Source organism: Enterobacter sp. 6722112, from assembly GCF_058661685.1.
The window spans coordinates 4,640,895-4,658,158 of the sequence record NZ_JBZWGR010000007.1; the positions used below are offsets into that span (position 1 = coordinate 4,640,895).

Annotated in this window: 14 protein-coding genes and 4 tRNA genes; 17 read left to right on the plus strand and 1 reads right to left on the minus strand. The window is 53.1% G+C overall.

Annotated elements, in window-relative coordinates; genetic code table 11:
- The first annotated feature begins 461 nt into the window (after positions 1-461).
- From dppA to dppF, 5 genes are all read left to right on the plus strand, one after another.
- Positions 462-2,069, plus strand: a complete 1,608-nt coding sequence (dppA, locus tag AC4OVU_RS23710) for a dipeptide ABC transporter periplasmic-binding protein DppA (RefSeq protein ID WP_110292244.1) — start codon at positions 462-464, stop codon at positions 2,067-2,069.
- 161 nt (positions 2,070-2,230) lie between these two features.
- Positions 2,231-3,250 carry a dipeptide ABC transporter permease DppB gene (gene dppB / locus AC4OVU_RS23715; RefSeq protein ID WP_006810536.1) on the plus strand — a complete coding sequence of 340 codons (1,020 nt, stop codon included), beginning with the start codon at positions 2,231-2,233 and terminating at the stop codon, positions 3,248-3,250.
- A gap of 9 nt (positions 3,251-3,259) precedes the next feature.
- Positions 3,260-4,162, plus strand: a complete 903-nt coding sequence (gene dppC / locus AC4OVU_RS23720) for a dipeptide ABC transporter permease DppC (protein ID WP_017383569.1) — start codon at positions 3,260-3,262, stop codon at positions 4,160-4,162.
- A gap of 10 nt (positions 4,163-4,172) precedes the next feature.
- A complete protein-coding gene (gene dppD, locus AC4OVU_RS23725; protein WP_015569978.1) occupies positions 4,173-5,156 on the plus strand; it encodes a dipeptide ABC transporter ATP-binding protein in 984 nt (327 codons plus the stop codon).
- Positions 5,153-6,166, plus strand: a complete 1,014-nt coding sequence (gene dppF / locus AC4OVU_RS23730; RefSeq protein WP_017383568.1) for a dipeptide ABC transporter ATP-binding subunit DppF — start codon at positions 5,153-5,155, stop codon at positions 6,164-6,166. The genes dppD and dppF overlap by 4 nt, the downstream gene beginning before the upstream one ends.
- A 42-nt stretch (positions 6,167-6,208) precedes the next feature.
- Here the strand turns inward: dppF and coaA are convergent, their stop codons facing one another.
- The gene (gene coaA, locus AC4OVU_RS23735; protein ID WP_015569977.1) at positions 6,209-7,159 is read right to left on the minus strand and encodes a type I pantothenate kinase; all 951 of its coding nucleotides are present in this window, start codon (positions 7,157-7,159) and stop codon (positions 6,209-6,211) included.
- Positions 7,160-7,476: 317 nt separating this feature from the next.
- On the opposite strand from coaA, the gene AC4OVU_RS23740 reads away from it, so the two are divergent.
- The 12 genes from AC4OVU_RS23740 (at position 7,477) to rpoB (ending at position 17,239) form a co-directional block, all read left to right on the plus strand.
- Positions 7,477-7,552: transfer RNA gene (locus AC4OVU_RS23740), tRNA-Thr, on the plus strand.
- Positions 7,553-7,560: 8 nt separating this feature from the next.
- Positions 7,561-7,645: transfer RNA gene (locus tag AC4OVU_RS23745), tRNA-Tyr, on the plus strand.
- Positions 7,646-7,761: 116 nt separating this feature from the next.
- Positions 7,762-7,836: transfer RNA gene (locus AC4OVU_RS23750), tRNA-Gly, on the plus strand.
- 6 nt (positions 7,837-7,842) lie between these two features.
- Positions 7,843-7,918, plus strand: a tRNA-Thr gene (locus AC4OVU_RS23755).
- 118 nt (positions 7,919-8,036) lie between these two features.
- Entirely contained in the window at positions 8,037-9,221 is a 1,185-nt protein-coding gene (gene tuf, locus AC4OVU_RS23760; RefSeq protein ID WP_014885484.1) for an elongation factor Tu, read from the plus strand.
- Between the two features lie 227 nt (positions 9,222-9,448).
- The gene (gene secE, locus AC4OVU_RS23765; protein WP_003862342.1) at positions 9,449-9,832 is read left to right on the plus strand and encodes a preprotein translocase subunit SecE; all 384 of its coding nucleotides are present in this window, start codon (positions 9,449-9,451) and stop codon (positions 9,830-9,832) included.
- 1 nt (position 9,833) lies between these two features.
- Positions 9,834-10,379, plus strand: a complete 546-nt coding sequence (nusG, locus tag AC4OVU_RS23770; protein WP_003862341.1) for a transcription termination/antitermination protein NusG — start codon at positions 9,834-9,836, stop codon at positions 10,377-10,379.
- Positions 10,380-10,535: 156 nt separating this feature from the next.
- The gene (gene rplK, locus AC4OVU_RS23775; RefSeq protein WP_003862340.1) at positions 10,536-10,964 is read left to right on the plus strand and encodes a 50S ribosomal protein L11; all 429 of its coding nucleotides are present in this window, start codon (positions 10,536-10,538) and stop codon (positions 10,962-10,964) included.
- Between the two features lie 3 nt (positions 10,965-10,967).
- Positions 10,968-11,672, plus strand: coding sequence for a 50S ribosomal protein L1 (gene rplA / locus AC4OVU_RS23780; protein ID WP_006810530.1), 705 nt, complete (start codon positions 10,968-10,970; stop codon positions 11,670-11,672).
- Positions 11,673-11,961: 289 nt separating this feature from the next.
- Positions 11,962-12,459, plus strand: coding sequence for a 50S ribosomal protein L10 (gene rplJ, locus AC4OVU_RS23785; RefSeq protein WP_003862338.1), 498 nt, complete (start codon positions 11,962-11,964; stop codon positions 12,457-12,459).
- 66 nt (positions 12,460-12,525) lie between these two features.
- Positions 12,526-12,891: a 50S ribosomal protein L7/L12 gene (rplL, locus tag AC4OVU_RS23790; RefSeq protein WP_002445276.1), complete on the plus strand. Its 366-nt coding sequence runs from the start codon at positions 12,526-12,528 to the stop codon at positions 12,889-12,891.
- A 319-nt stretch (positions 12,892-13,210) separates the two neighbouring features.
- Entirely contained in the window at positions 13,211-17,239 is a 4,029-nt protein-coding gene (gene rpoB, locus AC4OVU_RS23795; protein ID WP_015569976.1) for a DNA-directed RNA polymerase subunit beta, read from the plus strand.
- Positions 17,240-17,264: the final 25 nt, after the last annotated feature.

The following is a 17,264-nucleotide window of genomic DNA, read 5'->3' on the forward strand; positions in this document are numbered from 1 at the left end:
CGTTGCTTATGGATAACCTCAGCATTTTTCGCTGTGCGTTTTAACGTTCGCGGTATTTAGTGCTCAGATAATCACCATTCTGTAAGAAAATTTACCCATTCTGAATAAAACTTAATCACTGAGTGTTGCGAAATATGAAGATAATTGTGCTGCATCATGGCGAGTAGCATAAATTTCTCTGCTGAAAACTCACGGTCAGGGTTTTTTTAATCTTTGTTTGCGGTTTCTCACACTCCACGTAAATCCCCGCCACCTGTATTGACGTTTTCACATTCTGTTGACAGATTGTAGGGCACGAGGGGCATTTCAGGGAGGATCTGCGCTGCAACTCAAACGCTCTTCTGAAAGGATTCTCTATCCCTTTTAACGCCTTCGGGCATCACCGACCGGACCGGGTAAAAAATAAATAAAGGTCAGGCGGCGTAACACAACAAAGCAAAACATCACATTGGAGCACAATAATGAGTATTTCCTTGAATAAGTCAGGGATGCTGAAGCTTGGTCTGAGCCTGGTGGCCATGACCGTTGCAGCAAGCGTACAGGCAAAAACCCTGGTTTACTGTTCTGAAGGCTCTCCGGAAGGCTTTAACCCACAGCTCTTTACCTCTGGTACGACTTACGACGCAAGCTCTGTACCGATCTATAACCGTCTGGTTGAATTTAAAACCGGCACCACGGAAGTAATTCCTGGCCTGGCTGAAAAGTGGGATATCAGCGAAGACGGTAAAACCTATACCTTCCACCTGCGCCAGGGCGTGAAGTGGCAGGACAGCAAAGAATTTAAACCTACGCGCGACTTTAACGCCGACGACGTTGTGTTCTCCTTCGACCGTCAGAAAAATGCCCAGAACCCGTACCATAAAGTGTCTGGCGGCAGCTATGAATACTTCGAAGGGATGGGTCTGCCAGACCTGATCGCTGAAGTGAAAAAAGTGGACGATAAAACCGTTCAGTTTGTGCTGACGCGTCCGGAAGCGCCATTCCTGGCTGACCTGGCGATGGACTTCGCCTCGATTCTCTCTAAAGAGTACGCTGACAACATGCTGAAAGCCGGCACGCCGGAAAAAGTGGACCTGAACCCAATCGGTACCGGCCCGTTCCAGCTGCTTCAGTACCAGAAAGATTCCCGTATTCTGTATAAAGCCTTCCCGGGCTACTGGGGCACCAAGCCGCAGATCGACCGTCTGGTCTTCTCCATCACGCCTGACGCATCCGTGCGTTACGCAAAATTGCAGAAAAACGAATGTCAGGTGATGCCGTATCCAAACCCGGCTGACATCGCGCGCATGAAGCAGGACAAAAATATCAACCTGCTGGAGCAGGCGGGCCTGAACGTGGGTTATCTCTCCTTCAACACCGAGAAGAAACCGTTCGATGACGTGAAAGTGCGTCAGGCGCTGACTTACGCGGTGAACAAAGAAGCGATCATCAAAGCCGTTTACCAGGGCGCGGGCGTTGCGGCCAAGAACCTGATCCCACCAACCATGTGGGGTTATAACGACGACATTAAGGACTACACCTACGATCCTGAGAAAGCGAAAGCGCTGCTGAAAGAAGCGGGCCAGGACAAAGGCTTCACCGTCGAGCTGTGGGCGATGCCGGTACAGCGTCCTTACAACCCGAACGCACGTCGTATGGCGGAAATGGTTCAGGCTGACTGGGCGAAGATTGGCGTACAGGCCAAAATTGTGACCTACGAGTGGGGCGAGTACCTGAAGCGCGCTAAAGCGGGCGAACACCAGGCGGTCATGATGGGCTGGACCGGCGACAACGGGGATCCGGACAACTTCTTCGCGACCCTGTTCAGCTGTGCGGCAGCGAAAGACGGTTCTAACTATTCTCGCTGGTGCTACAAGCCATTTGAAGATCTGATCCAGCCGGCGCGTGCGACCGACGATCACAACAAACGTATTGAACTGTACAAGCAAGCTCAGGTTGTCATGCACGATCAGGCTCCGGCTCTGATTGTTGCTCACTCCACCGTGTACGAGCCAGTGCGTAAAGAAGTGAAGGGCTACGTGGTTGATCCACTGGGCAAACACCACTTCGAAAACGTGTCTGTTGAATAATAAGTAGGGTGTTCTCCCTCTCCCTGTGGGAGAGGGCAGGGGTGAGGGGCGTGCATGCATCCCCTCATCCTAACCCTCTCCCACAGGGAGAGGGAATTTACATTTGTGAGCAATACAGACGTCACGCCACTGGGCGTGCGTCATCAGAGAGAATCCGGGTTATGTTGCAGTTCATCCTCCGACGTCTGGGACTGGTTATCCCGACGTTTATCGGTATCACCCTTCTCACTTTTGCCTTCGTCCATATGATCCCGGGTGACCCGGTAATGATTATGGCAGGCGAGCGTGGTATCTCCCCTGAACGTCATGCGCAACTGCTGGCTGAGCTCGGCCTTGATAAGCCGATGTGGCAGCAGTATCTCCACTATATCTGGGGTGTGTTGCACGGCGATTTAGGGATTTCACTGAAAAGCCGTCTTCCGGTGTGGGACGAGTTCGTACCGCGCTTTAAAGCGACGCTGGAGCTCGGTATCTGCGCCATGATCTTCGCGACCGCAGTAGGGATCCCCGTTGGCGTACTGGCTGCCGTTAAGCGTGGCTCTATTTTCGACCACACCGCTGTTGGCCTGGCACTGACCGGCTACTCCATGCCTATCTTCTGGTGGGGCATGATGCTGATCATGCTGGTCTCGGTGCAGTGGAACCTGACGCCGGTCTCCGGACGCGTCAGCGATATGGTTTTCCTTGACGACACCAACCCGTTAACCGGCTTTATGCTGATTGATACGGCGATCTGGGGCGAAGAGGGCAACTTCATTGATGCGGTTGCGCACATGATCCTGCCTGCAATGGTGTTGGGCACCATCCCTCTGGCGGTGATCGTGCGTATGACCCGTTCCTCCATGCTGGAAGTGCTGGGCGAGGATTATATTCGTACTGCCCGCGCTAAAGGCCTGACCCGTATGCGCGTCATCATCATTCATGCCCTGCGTAACGCTATGCTGCCGGTGGTAACCGTTATCGGTTTGCAGGTCGGTACGCTGCTGGCGGGGGCGATCCTGACCGAAACCATCTTCTCCTGGCCGGGTCTTGGACGCTGGCTGATTGATGCGCTGCAACGCCGTGACTATCCGGTTGTGCAGGGCGGTGTACTGCTGGTCGCGACGATGATTATCCTCGTCAACCTGCTGGTCGATTTGCTGTACGGCGTGGTGAACCCGCGTATTCGTCATAAGAAGTAAGGGGCCATCATGTCACAAGTTACTCAAAATAAAGTGGTCACCGCACCGGTGCCAATGACGCCGATGCAGGAGTTCTGGCACTACTTCAAGCGCAACAAAGGCGCGGTCGTCGGGCTGGTGTATGTTTCCATCATGATCCTGATTGCGGTGTTTGCGAACTTCCTTGCGCCGTATAACCCGGCTGATCAGTTCCGCGATGCGCTGCTGGCACCTCCTGCATGGCAGGACGGCGGAAGCCTGACGCACCTGCTGGGCACCGACGACGTGGGCCGCGATGTGCTGTCGCGCCTGATGTACGGCGCACGCCTGTCGCTGCTGGTTGGCTGCCTCGTTGTCGTACTGTCGCTGATCATGGGGATCGTACTCGGCCTGGTGGCAGGCTATTTCGGCGGCATCGTTGATAACATCATCATGCGCGTCGTCGACATTATGCTGGCATTGCCAAGCCTGCTGCTGGCGCTGGTGCTGGTGGCGATCTTTGGTCCGTCGATTGGTAACGCCGCGCTTGCGCTGACGTTTGTTGCGCTACCGCATTACGTGCGTCTGACCCGTGCGGCGGTGCTGGTGGAAGTGAACCGCGACTACGTTACCGCCTCTCGCGTGGCGGGTGCTGGTGCGATGCGTCAGATGTTTATCAATATTTTCCCAAACTGCCTTGCGCCGCTGATTGTTCAGGCGTCGCTCGGTTTCTCTAACGCCATTCTTGATATGGCCGCTCTTGGCTTCCTTGGCATGGGTGCGCAGCCGCCAACACCGGAGTGGGGCACCATGCTCTCCGACGTGTTGCAGTTCGCGCAAAGCGCCTGGTGGGTCGTCACCTTCCCGGGTCTGGCGATTCTGCTGACGGTGCTGGCATTTAACCTGATGGGTGACGGTCTGCGTGATGCACTTGATCCCAAACTGAAGCAGTAAGAGGCACGAGATGGCGTTATTAAATGTAGATAAATTATCCGTGCACTTTGGCGACGAAGGCACACCGTTTCGCGCCGTGGACCGCATCAGCTACAGCGTTAATCAGGGCGAAGTGGTCGGGATTGTAGGAGAGTCGGGCTCCGGTAAGTCAGTGAGTTCGCTTGCGATTATGGGGCTGATTGACTACCCCGGCCGCGTGATGGCGGAAAATCTGGAGTTCAACGGTCAGGATCTGAAGCGCATTTCCGAAAAACAGCGCCGCCAGCTGGTGGGCGCGGAAGTGGCGATGATCTTCCAGGACCCCATGACCAGCCTGAACCCATGCTACACCGTCGGTTTCCAGATTATGGAAGCCATTAAGGTGCATCAGGGCGGCAACAAGAAAACCCGTCGCCAGCGTGCTATCGATCTGCTGAACCTGGTGGGGATACCTGACCCAGCATCGCGTCTGGACGTTTACCCGCATCAGCTTTCCGGCGGCATGAGCCAGCGCGTGATGATCGCCATGGCGATTGCCTGTCGACCAAAACTGCTGATTGCGGATGAACCAACTACCGCGCTGGACGTGACCATCCAGGCGCAAATCATCGAGCTGCTGCTGGAGTTGCAGCAGAAAGAGAATATGGCACTGGTGCTGATTACGCACGACCTGGCGCTGGTGGCGGAAGCGGCACACAAAATCATCGTGATGTACGCGGGTCAGGTGGTGGAGACCGGAAGTTCGCATGATATCTTCCGCGCGCCGCGTCACCCGTATACGCAGGCGTTACTGCGCGCGCTGCCGGAGTTTGCCCAGGACAAAGCGCGTCTGGCGTCACTGCCGGGTGTGGTTCCGGGTAAATATGACCGTCCGCAGGGCTGCCTGCTGAATCCGCGCTGCCCGTATGCGACGGATAAATGCCGCGCCGAGGAGCCAGAGCTGAATCTGCTGGCCGATGGTCGGCAGTCAAAATGCCACTACCCACTCGATGATGCCGGGAGGCCAACACTATGAGTACGCACGAGGCCACCACGCAACAGCCGCTGTTGCAGGCTATCGACCTGAAAAAACATTACCCGGTGAAGAAGGGGATTTTTGCCCCCGAGCGCCTGGTAAAAGCGCTGGACGGCGTCTCCTTCAGCCTTGAACGCGGTAAAACGCTGGCGGTCGTCGGGGAGTCGGGCTGTGGAAAATCCACGCTGGGCCGTCTGCTGACGATGATCGAAACGCCAACCGGCGGCGAGCTTTACTATCAGGGCCAGGATCTGCTCAAGCACGATCCGCAGGCGCAGAAGCTGCGTCGTCAAAAAATCCAGATTGTGTTCCAGAACCCGTACGGTTCTTTAAACCCGCGTAAAAAAGTGGGGCAGATTCTGGAAGAGCCGCTGCTGATTAACAGCAATCTGAGCAAAGAGCAGCGTCGTGAAAAAGCGCTGGCGATGATGGCGAAGGTGGGGCTTAAAACCGAGCATTACGATCGCTACCCGCATATGTTCTCTGGCGGTCAGCGTCAGCGTATTGCCATCGCCCGTGGGCTGATGCTTGACCCGGACGTGGTGATTGCCGATGAGCCGGTCTCAGCGCTTGACGTGTCCGTTCGTGCGCAGGTGCTTAACCTGATGATGGATTTACAGCAGGATCTGGGACTGTCGTACGTCTTCATCTCCCATGACCTGTCCGTGGTTGAGCACATTGCCGATGAGGTGATGGTGATGTATCTGGGACGCTGCGTGGAGAAGGGGACGAAAGATCAGATCTTTACTAACCCGCGTCATCCGTATACGCAGGCGCTGCTGTCTGCAACGCCGAGACTGAACCCGGATGACCGCCGGGAGCGCATTAAGCTGACCGGCGAGTTGCCAAGCCCACTTAACCCGCCGCCGGGATGTGCGTTCAACGCCCGCTGCCGTCGCCGCTTCGGTCCGTGCACGCAGTTGCAGCCACAGCTGAAGGATTATGGCGGACAGCTGGTGGCCTGCTTCGCAGTCGATCAGGATGAAAACGGCGAAAAGCCGCAGGCATAAATAAAAAAACCGGCGCTAAGCCGGTTTTTTTACGTCTGAGATCTACTTCCGTAAACGAATCTGGTCGACGGCGTGTTTCTCACTCTTGGTGAGGATCAGGCTTGCGCGTTCGCGCGTCGGCAGGATGTTCTCTTTGAGGTTGACGTAGTTGATCTCATTCCACAGCCCGGTCGCCACGCTGATAGCCTCTTCTTCAGAGAGCTGGGCGTAGTTGTGGAAGTAGGAATCCGGGTCGGTGAACGCGCCTTCGCGGAACTTCAGGAAGCGGTTGATATACCAGCGTTGCAGCAAATCTTCCGGCGCATCGACATAAATTGAGAAATCGACAAAGTCAGAGACAAACACATGATGCGGATCGTGAGGATAATCCATCCCGCTTTGCAGGACGTTTAAGCCTTCCAGAATCAGGATGTCGGGCTGCACAACCGTTTTGTCGCCATCCGGGATGCGGTCGTAGATCAGATGCGAGTAAACCGGCGCGGTAACGTGAGGTACGCCCGATTTTAGATCTGAAACAAACTTTACCAGGCGGTGCATATCATAAGAGAGCGGGAAGCCCTTCTTTTTCATCAGGCCGCGTTCTTTCAACACCTCGTTGGGATGCAGGAAGCCGTCGGTGGTGATCAGCTCCACGCTGCGGTGTTCCGGCCAGCGGCTCAGCAGCGCCTGTAGCACGCGCGCGGTGGTACTTTTACCCACTGCCACGCTGCCCGCAATACTGATGATATAAGGAATACGTTGACCGTTCGTGCCGAGGAACTGTTCCAGTACGGCCTGACGACGCAAATTGGAGCTGATATAGAAGTTAAGCAAGCGAGAGAGGGGGAGATAGATTTCTGCCACCTCTTCCAGGGAGAGATCTTCGTTTATCCCTTTTAGCCGTGCGATTTCACCTTCCGTCAGTGTCATAGGGACGGAGTCACGCAGGGCTGCCCACTGGCTACGGTTAAACTGAAGATAGGGCGTCATTAACGTTTGCTCTTTTTTGCTCATAAGCATGCTTCTGTGAACCATCACGAAACGGCGGGTGCGGGCTCATCACATAGTTAATTTTGGACAATGGGCAGGAGGTTAACACCAGATGAGAGGAATAATAAGAAAAAATATGGGAAAGCGATGCTTAACCGGGCAGGCATCACCTGGGGCTATAGCGTGCCGAAATCAGGCGTTCATGTTGAATTTTTAACCGTGAGCGGATGAATTTACAGCGGTTAGCCCTGGTTTCGAATAAAATGTGAGCGAAAGAACGTTTTATGCAATTTTTTAGTTGCATGACTGCGCAGGTCTCCATAGAATGCGCGCTACTTGATGCCGACTTAGCTCAGTAGGTAGAGCAACTGACTTGTAATCAGTAGGTCACCAGTTCGATTCCGGTAGTCGGCACCATCAAGTCCGGTGGGGTTCCCGAGCGGCCAAAGGGAGCAGACTGTAAATCTGCCGTCACAGACTTCGAAGGTTCGAATCCTTCCCCCACCACCACTTTCTGGCAGCGACAACGCCGCCGGAGCTGGTTGGAAAAATTGACCAGCTCGAACAGAAAAGAGAGAAATCTCTTTTTTTGTTACAGAAAGAACTGGGTAGCCGAGTTTCAGGATGCGGGCATCGTATAATGGCTATTACCTCAGCCTTCCAAGCTGATGATGCGGGTTCGATTCCCGCTGCCCGCTCCAATACGTGCTGATATGGCTCAGTTGGTAGAGCGCACCCTTGGTAAGGGTGAGGTCCCCAGTTCGACTCTGGGTATCAGCACCACTTCACTTCTCCCTCCCTTTCTCTCTGTTTCAATGTAAATGTATTCAACAGTTCAGGCATTTTCGCCTGGTTGATGTGGTGATATCACCGATTTATCCGTGTCTTAGAGGGACAATCGATGTCTAAAGAAAAGTTTGAACGTACAAAACCGCACGTTAACGTCGGTACTATCGGCCACGTTGACCATGGTAAAACAACGCTGACCGCTGCAATCACTACCGTACTGGCTAAAACCTACGGCGGTGCTGCTCGTGCTTTCGACCAGATCGATAACGCACCAGAAGAAAAAGCTCGTGGTATCACCATCAACACCTCTCACGTTGAGTATGACACCCCGACTCGCCACTACGCACACGTAGACTGCCCAGGCCACGCCGACTATGTTAAAAACATGATCACCGGTGCTGCGCAGATGGACGGCGCGATCCTGGTTGTTGCTGCGACTGACGGCCCTATGCCTCAGACTCGTGAGCACATCCTGCTGGGTCGTCAGGTAGGCGTTCCTTACATCATCGTGTTCCTGAACAAATGCGACATGGTTGATGACGAAGAGCTGCTGGAACTGGTAGAGATGGAAGTTCGTGAACTGCTGTCTCAGTACGATTTCCCAGGCGACGACACTCCAATCGTTCGTGGTTCCGCGCTGAAAGCGCTGGAAGGCGACGCAGAGTGGGAAGCGAAAATCATCGAACTGGCTGGCTACCTGGATTCTTACATCCCAGAACCAGAGCGTGCGATTGACAAGCCATTCCTGCTGCCAATCGAAGACGTATTCTCCATCTCCGGTCGTGGTACCGTTGTTACCGGTCGTGTAGAGCGCGGTATCATCAAAGTTGGTGAAGAAGTTGAAATCGTTGGTATCAAAGAGACTGCGAAGTCTACCTGTACTGGCGTTGAAATGTTCCGCAAACTGCTGGACGAAGGCCGTGCTGGTGAGAACGTTGGTGTTCTGCTGCGTGGTATCAAACGTGAAGAAATCGAACGTGGTCAGGTTCTGGCGAAGCCAGGCTCAATCAAGCCACACACCAAATTCGAATCTGAAGTGTACATTCTGTCCAAAGACGAAGGCGGCCGTCATACTCCGTTCTTCAAAGGCTACCGTCCACAGTTCTACTTCCGTACAACTGACGTGACCGGTACCATCGAACTGCCAGAAGGCGTAGAGATGGTAATGCCAGGCGACAACATCAAGATGGTTGTGACGCTGATCCACCCAATCGCGATGGACGACGGTCTGCGTTTCGCAATCCGTGAAGGCGGCCGTACCGTTGGCGCGGGCGTTGTTGCTAAAGTTCTCGGCTAATCGCTGATAACATTTGACGCAATGCGCAATAAAAGGGCATCATTTGATGCCCTTTTTGCACGCTTTCACATCAGAACCTGGCTCATCAGTGATTAATTTTGTCATAATCATTGCTGAGACAGGCTCTGCGGAGAGCGTATAATACGAAAAGCGAATAGCATTTCGATTGGTTTGCCTCGCACTCGCGGGGTGAAAATGTTTGTAGAATACTTCTGACAGGTTGGTTTATGAGTGCGAATACCGAAGCTCAAGGGAGCGGGCGCGGCCTGGAAGCGATGAAATGGGTAGTTGTAGCCGTGCTGCTGATTGTGGCGATTGTCGGCAACTATCTTTATCGTGACATGATGCTGCCGCTACGCGCGCTTGCAGTGGTAATTCTGATTGCTGCGGCGGGTGGTGTCGCGCTGTTGACGACGAAAGGCAAAGCGACCGTTGCGTTTGCCCGCGAAGCGCGTACCGAAGTCCGCAAGGTGATTTGGCCGACTCGCCAGGAAACATTGCACACCACGCTGATTGTAGCGGCGGTAACCGCTGTAATGTCACTGATCCTGTGGGGACTGGATGGTATTCTGGTTCGCCTGGTATCCTTTATCACTGGCCTGAGGTTCTGAGATGTCTGAAGCCCCTAAAAAGCGCTGGTACGTCGTTCAGGCGTTTTCCGGTTTTGAAGGCCGCGTAGCTACGTCGCTGCGTGAGCATATCAAATTACACAATATGGAAGAGTTATTTGGCGAAGTTATGGTTCCGACCGAAGAAGTGGTTGAGATCCGTGGCGGCCAACGTCGCAAAAGCGAGCGTAAATTCTTCCCGGGTTACGTGCTGGTTCAGATGGTGATGAACGACGCGAGCTGGCACCTGGTGCGCAGCGTACCACGCGTGATGGGCTTTATCGGCGGCACATCTGACCGTCCGGCGCCAATCAGCGACAAAGAAGTTGATGCGATTATGAACCGCCTCCAGCAGGTTGGTGATAAACCGCGTCCGAAAACGCTGTTTGAACCGGGTGAGATGGTTCGTGTTAACGACGGTCCGTTTGCTGACTTCAATGGCGTCGTCGAAGAAGTGGACTACGAGAAGTCCCGCCTGAAAGTTTCCGTTTCTATCTTTGGTCGTGCGACCCCGGTAGAGCTGGACTTTGCTCAGGTAGAAAAAGCCTAAGCAGCGATCAAAAAAGCGACGATTTAATCGTTGCACAGGGCGCGAGATTGGAATACAATTTCGCGCCTTTTGTTTTTATGGGCCCCGGCCCGTAAAACGAATTTTATTCACGGGGAGCCTCTCCGAGGCGTTATTACCCAATCAGAGGATTTTAGAATGGCTAAGAAAGTACAAGCCTACGTCAAGCTGCAGGTTGCAGCAGGTATGGCGAACCCAAGTCCACCAGTTGGTCCAGCTCTGGGTCAGCAGGGTGTGAACATCATGGAATTCTGTAAAGCGTTCAACGCCAAAACTGAATCCATGGAAAAAGGTCTGCCAATCCCAGTTGTAATCACTGTTTACGCTGACCGTTCTTTCACTTTCGTTACCAAAACCCCTCCAGCAGCAGTTCTGCTGAAGAAAGCAGCGGGCATCAAGTCTGGTTCCGGTAAGCCGAACAAAGACAAAGTGGGTAAAATTTCCCGCGCTCAGTTGCAGGAAATCGCGCAGACCAAAGCTGCCGACATGACTGGTTCCGACATTGAAGCGATGACTCGCTCCATCGAAGGTACTGCACGTTCCATGGGCCTGGTAGTGGAGGACTAAGAAATGGCTAAACTGACCAAGCGCATGTCCGTGATCCGTGACAAAGTTGATGCGACCAAACAGTACGACATCAACGAAGCTATCGCTCTGCTGAAAGAACTGGCAACTGCTAAGTTCGTTGAAAGCGTTGACGTTGCCGTTAACCTGGGCATCGACGCTCGTAAATCCGATCAGAACGTTCGTGGCGCAACTGTACTGCCACACGGTACTGGCCGTTCCGTACGCGTAGCTGTATTTGCTCAGGGTGCAAACGCTGAAGCTGCTAAAGCTGCCGGCGCTGAACTGGTAGGTATGGAAGATCTGGCTGATCAGATCAAGAAAGGCGAAATGAACTTTGACGTTGTTATTGCTTCTCCAGATGCAATGCGCGTTGTTGGCCAGCTGGGCCAGGTTCTGGGTCCACGCGGCCTGATGCCAAACCCGAAAGTGGGTACTGTAACGCCTAACGTTGCTGAAGCGGTTAAGAACGCTAAAGCAGGTCAGGTTCGTTACCGTAACGACAAAAACGGCATCATCCACACCACCATCGGTAAAGTGGACTTTGACGCTGACAAACTGAAAGAAAACCTGGAAGCTCTGCTGGTTGCGCTGAAAAAAGCAAAACCAACTCAGGCGAAAGGCGTGTACATCAAGAAAGTTAGCATCTCCACCACCATGGGTGCAGGTGTTGCAGTTGACCAAGCTGGCCTGAGCGCTGCTGCAAACTAATGCCTTTACGTGGGCGGTGATTTTGTCTACAATCTTACCCCCACGTTTGCTAACAAAAGTTAGCGGCTAAAAGAATTGTTCGTTGGAGCCTGGCCTATCCAGGCCTCCGTCGAAGACCGCAGGTGTTTCGCAAGAAACTTAATCCCCTGCGTAGACGGTGACAGAACGCTAAGATTATTTTAAATACTCTGGCTTGTTTCTGCTCACCGTATTAAGACGCTCTTCCCGTTGGGTCGAGTGAAGTGAGTTCCGGAACATGAGTTCCGGCAAACATCCAGGAGCAAAGCTAATGGCTTTAAATCTTCAAGACAAACAAGCGATTGTTGCTGAAGTCAGCGAAGTAGCCAAAGGCGCGCTGTCTGCAGTAGTTGCGGATTCCCGTGGCGTTACTGTAGACAAAATGACTGAACTGCGTAAAGCAGGTCGTGAAGCTGGCGTATACATGCGTGTTGTTCGTAACACCCTGCTGCGTCGCGTAGTTGAAGGTACTCAGTTCGAGTGCCTGAAAGACACGTTTGTTGGTCCGACCCTGATTGCATACTCTATGGAACACCCGGGCGCTGCTGCTCGTCTGTTCAAAGAGTTCGCGAAAGCGAATGCAAAATTTGAGGTCAAAGCTGCAGCCTTTGAAGGTGAGTTGATCCCGGCATCGCAAATCGATCGCCTGGCAACCCTGCCGACCTACGAAGAAGCAATTGCACGCCTGATGGCAACCATGAAAGAAGCTGCGGCTGGCAAACTGGTTCGCACTCTGGCTGCTGTACGCGATGCGAAAGAAGCTGCTTAATCGCAGTTATCTTTATAAAGCATTTGCTTACGTATAAACTTATTCTGATTTTCAGGAACAATTTAAATGTCTATCACTAAAGATCAAATCATTGAAGCAGTAGCAGCTATGTCCGTAATGGACGTTGTAGAGCTGGTTTCTGCAATGGAAGAAAAATTCGGTGTTTCTGCTGCTGCTGCTGTAGCTGTAGCTGCGGGCCCGGCTGAAGCTGCTGAAGAAAAAACTGAATTCGACGTAATTCTGAAAGCTGCTGGCGCGAACAAAGTTGCTGTAATCAAAGCAGTACGTGGCGCAACTGGCCTGGGTCTGAAAGAAGCTAAAGACCTGGTAGAATCTGCTCCAGCTGCGCTGAAAGAAGGCGTGAGCAAAGACGACGCAGAAGCACTGAAAAAATCTCTGGAAGAAGCTGGCGCTGAAGTTGAAGTTAAATAAGCCAACTTTTCTGGTTGCAGCCTAAGCAATTAGGCTGATGGCTGGTGACTTTTTAGTCACCAGCCTTTTTGCGCTGTAAGGCATCAGCAGCATTTCACACTGTTTGACTGCTGGTTGTCCTGACAATGCTTGTTTCTATCGACGACTTAATATACTGCGACAGGGTGCTCGCTCTGTGTAAATCGCAATGAAATGGTTTAAGCGTGATAGCAACAGGTATTGCGGAAAGTATTCAATTTTCCGGTCCACAAAATGGTGTTGCACAAACTGTCCCTTCGTCGGGCAGATGGGTCGACTTGTCAGCGAGCTGAGGAACCCTATGGTTTACTCCTATACCGAGAAAAAACGTATTCGTAAGGATTTTGGTAAACGTCCACAAGTTCTGGACATTCCATATCTCCTTTCTATCCAGCTTGACTCGTTCCAGAAGTTTATCGAGCAAGATCCTGAAGGGCAGTACGGCCTGGAAGCAGCCTTCCGTTCCGTGTTCCCGATTCAGAGCTACAGCGGTAATTCCGAGCTGCAGTACGTCAGCTACCGCCTTGGCGAACCGGTGTTTGACGTTCAGGAATGTCAGATCCGTGGCGTGACCTATTCCGCACCGCTGCGCGTAAAACTGCGTCTGGTGATCTACGAGCGCGAAGCGCCGGAAGGCACCGTAAAAGACATTAAAGAACAAGAAGTCTACATGGGTGAAATTCCACTCATGACGGACAACGGTACTTTCGTTATCAACGGTACTGAGCGTGTTATCGTTTCCCAGCTGCACCGTAGCCCGGGCGTCTTCTTCGACAGCGATAAAGGTAAAACGCACTCTTCCGGTAAAGTACTGTATAACGCACGCATCATTCCTTACCGTGGTTCATGGCTGGACTTCGAATTCGATCCAAAAGACAACCTGTTTGTCCGTATCGACCGTCGTCGTAAGCTGCCTGCAACCATCATTCTGCGTGCACTGAACTATACCACTGAGCAGATCCTGGACCTGTTCTTTGAGAAAGTGATCTTTGAAATCCGCGACAACAAGTTGCAGATGGAGTTAGTGCCGGAACGTCTGCGTGGTGAGACCGCGTCGTTCGACATCGAAGCCGACGGCAAAGTGTATGTGGAAAAAGGTCGCCGTATCACCGCGCGCCACATCCGCCAGCTGGAAAAAGATGATATCAAACACATCGAAGTTCCGGTTGAATACATTGCAGGAAAAGTAGCCGCGAAAGATTACGTTGATGAATCAACTGGCGAGCTGATCTGCCCGGCGAACATGGAGCTGAGCCTGGATCTGCTGGCTAAGCTGAGCCAGTCTGGCCACAAACGTATCGAAACGCTGTTCACCAACGATCTGGACCACGGTCCGTACATCTCTGAGACTGTACGCGTCGACCCAACCAACGATCGTCTGAGCGCGCTGGTCGAAATCTACCGCATGATGCGTCCTGGTGAGCCACCAACACGCGAAGCGGCTGAAAGCCTGTTCGAGAACCTGTTCTTCTCCGAAGACCGCTACGATCTGTCCGCGGTTGGTCGTATGAAGTTCAACCGTTCTCTGCTGCGCGACGAGATCGAAGGTTCCGGTATCCTGAGCAAAGACGACATCATTGAAGTGATGAAGAAGCTCATCGATATCCGTAACGGTAAAGGCGAAGTGGACGATATCGACCACCTCGGCAACCGTCGTATCCGTTCCGTAGGCGAAATGGCGGAAAACCAGTTCCGCGTTGGCCTGGTACGTGTAGAGCGTGCGGTGAAAGAGCGTCTGTCTCTGGGCGATCTGGATACCCTGATGCCTCAGGATATGATTAACGCGAAGCCGATTTCTGCGGCAGTGAAAGAGTTCTTCGGTTCCAGCCAGCTGTCTCAGTTCATGGACCAGAACAACCCGCTGTCTGAGATCACGCACAAACGTCGTATCTCCGCACTCGGCCCAGGCGGTCTGACCCGTGAACGCGCAGGCTTTGAAGTTCGAGACGTACACCCGACTCACTACGGTCGCGTATGTCCAATCGAAACGCCTGAAGGTCCAAACATCGGTCTGATCAACTCCCTGTCCGTGTACGCACAGACGAACGAATACGGTTTCCTCGAGACCCCGTATCGTAAAGTGACCGACGGTGTTGTTACTGACGAAATTCATTACCTGTCTGCTATTGAAGAAGGCAACTACGTTATCGCTCAGGCGAACTCCAACCTGGATGACGAAGGCCACTTTGTAGAAGATCTGGTTACCTGCCGTAGCAAAGGCGAATCCAGCTTGTTCAGCCGCGACCAGGTTGACTACATGGACGTATCCACCCAGCAGGTGGTATCCGTCGGTGCGTCCCTGATCCCGTTCCTGGAACACGATGACGCCAACCGTGCATTGATGGGTGCGAACATGCAACGTCAGGCCGTTCCAACTCTGCGTGCTGATAAGCCGCTGGTTGGTACCGGTATGGAACGTGCTGTTGCCGTTGACTCTGGTGTTACAGCAGTTGCTAAGCGTGGCGGTACCGTTCAGTACGTTGACGCATCCCGTATCGTTATCAAAGTTAACGAAGACGAGATGTATCCGGGCGAAGCGGGTATCGACATCTACAACCTGACCAAATACACCCGTTCTAACCAGAACACCTGTATCAACCAGATGCCATGTGTGTCTCTGGGTGAGCCAGTTGAGCGCGGCGACGTGCTGGCAGACGGTCCGTCCACCGACCTCGGTGAACTGGCGCTCGGTCAGAACATGCGCGTAGCGTTCATGCCGTGGAACGGTTACAACTTCGAAGACTCCATCCTCGTCTCCGAGCGTGTGGTTCAGGAAGATCGTTTCACCACCATCCACATTCAGGAACTGGCATGTGTGTCCCGTGACACCAAGCTGGGGCCAGAAGAGATCACCGCTGACATCCCGAACGTGGGTGAAGCTGCGCTCTCTAAACTGGATGAATCCGGTATTGTTTACATCGGCGCGGAAGTGACCGGCGGTGACATTCTGGTTGGTAAGGTCACGCCGAAAGGCGAAACCCAGCTGACGCCAGAAGAGAAACTGCTGCGTGCTATCTTCGGTGAGAAAGCGTCTGACGTTAAAGACTCTTCTCTGCGCGTACCAAACGGTGTTTCCGGTACGGTTATCGACGTTCAGGTCTTCACCCGTGACGGCGTTGAGAAAGATAAGCGTGCGCTGGAAATCGAAGAGATGCAGCTCAAACAGGCTAAGAAAGACCTGTCTGAAGAACTGCAAATCCTCGAAGCAGGTCTGTTCAGCCGTATCTATGCGGTGCTGGTTGCCGGTGGCGTTGAAGCTGAGAAGCTCGACAAACTGCCACGCGATCGCTGGCTGGAACTGGGCCTGACCGACGAAGAGAAACAGAATCAGCTGGAACAGCTGGCTGAGCAGTATGACGAACTGAAACACGAGTTCGAGAAAAAACTCGAAGCGAAACGCCGCAAAATCACTCAGGGCGACGATCTGGCACCAGGCGTGCTGAAGATTGTTAAGGTGTATCTGGCTGTTAAACGTCAGATCCAGCCTGGTGATAAGATGGCAGGTCGTCACGGTAACAAGGGTGTTATCTCTAAGATCAACCCGATCGAAGATATGCCGCACGATGCTAACGGTACGCCGGTAGATATCGTACTGAACCCACTGGGCGTACCGTCTCGTATGAACATCGGTCAGATTCTGGAAACCCACCTGGGTATGGCTGCGAAAGGTATCGGCGATAAGATCAACGCCATGCTGAAACAGCAGCAGGAAGTCGCGAAACTGCGCGAGTTCATCCAGCGTGCCTACGATCTGGGTACCGACGTTCGTCAGAAAGTCGACCTGAACACCTTCAGCGATGAAGAAGTGCTGCGTCTGGCAGAGAACCTGCGCAAAGGTATGCCAATTGCAACGCCGGTATTCGACGGTGCAAAAGAAGCTGAAATTAAAGAGCTGCTGCAACTGGGTGGTCTGCCAACGTCTGGCCAGATTACGCTGTTTGACGGCCGTACCGGTGAACAGTTCGAGCGTCCGGTAACCGTAGGTTACATGTACATGCTGAAACTGAACCACCTGGTCGACGACAAGATGCACGCTCGTTCTACCGGTTCTTACAGCCTGGTTACTCAGCAGCCGCTGGGTGGTAAGGCTCAGTTCGGTGGTCAGCGCTTCGGGGAGATGGAAGTGTGGGCGCTGGAAGCATACGGCGCAGCATACACCTTGCAGGAAATGCTCACCGTTAAGTCTGATGACGTGAACGGTCGTACTAAGATGTATAAGAACATCGTAGACGGCAACCATCAGATGGAACCGGGCATGCCAGAATCCTTCAACGTACTGTTGAAAGAGATTCGTTCGCTGGGTATCAACATCGAACTGGAAGACGAGTAATTCTCGCTCAAACAGGTCACTGCTG

Excerpts from the sequence above, each read along its gene's own strand:
- dppA (WP_110292244.1), top strand. The coding sequence starts at position 462 with ATGAGTATTTCCTTGAATAAGTCAGGGATGCTGAAGCTTGGTCTGAGC.
- dppB (WP_006810536.1), top strand. The coding sequence starts at position 2,231 with ATGTTGCAGTTCATCCTCCGACGTCTGGGACTGGTTATCCCGACGTTT.
- dppC (WP_017383569.1), top strand. The coding sequence starts at position 3,260 with ATGTCACAAGTTACTCAAAATAAAGTGGTCACCGCACCGGTGCCAATG.
- dppD (WP_015569978.1), top strand. The coding sequence starts at position 4,173 with ATGGCGTTATTAAATGTAGATAAATTATCCGTGCACTTTGGCGACGAA.
- dppF (WP_017383568.1), top strand. The coding sequence starts at position 5,153 with ATGAGTACGCACGAGGCCACCACGCAACAGCCGCTGTTGCAGGCTATC.
- coaA (WP_015569977.1), bottom strand. The coding sequence starts at position 7,159 with ATGAGCAAAAAAGAGCAAACGTTAATGACGCCCTATCTTCAGTTTAAC.
- tuf (WP_014885484.1), top strand. The coding sequence starts at position 8,037 with ATGTCTAAAGAAAAGTTTGAACGTACAAAACCGCACGTTAACGTCGGT.
- secE (WP_003862342.1), top strand. The coding sequence starts at position 9,449 with ATGAGTGCGAATACCGAAGCTCAAGGGAGCGGGCGCGGCCTGGAAGCG.
- nusG (WP_003862341.1), top strand. The coding sequence starts at position 9,834 with ATGTCTGAAGCCCCTAAAAAGCGCTGGTACGTCGTTCAGGCGTTTTCC.
- rplK (WP_003862340.1), top strand. The coding sequence starts at position 10,536 with ATGGCTAAGAAAGTACAAGCCTACGTCAAGCTGCAGGTTGCAGCAGGT.
- rplA (WP_006810530.1), top strand. The coding sequence starts at position 10,968 with ATGGCTAAACTGACCAAGCGCATGTCCGTGATCCGTGACAAAGTTGAT.
- rplJ (WP_003862338.1), top strand. The coding sequence starts at position 11,962 with ATGGCTTTAAATCTTCAAGACAAACAAGCGATTGTTGCTGAAGTCAGC.
- rplL (WP_002445276.1), top strand. The coding sequence starts at position 12,526 with ATGTCTATCACTAAAGATCAAATCATTGAAGCAGTAGCAGCTATGTCC.
- rpoB (WP_015569976.1), top strand. The coding sequence starts at position 13,211 with ATGGTTTACTCCTATACCGAGAAAAAACGTATTCGTAAGGATTTTGGT.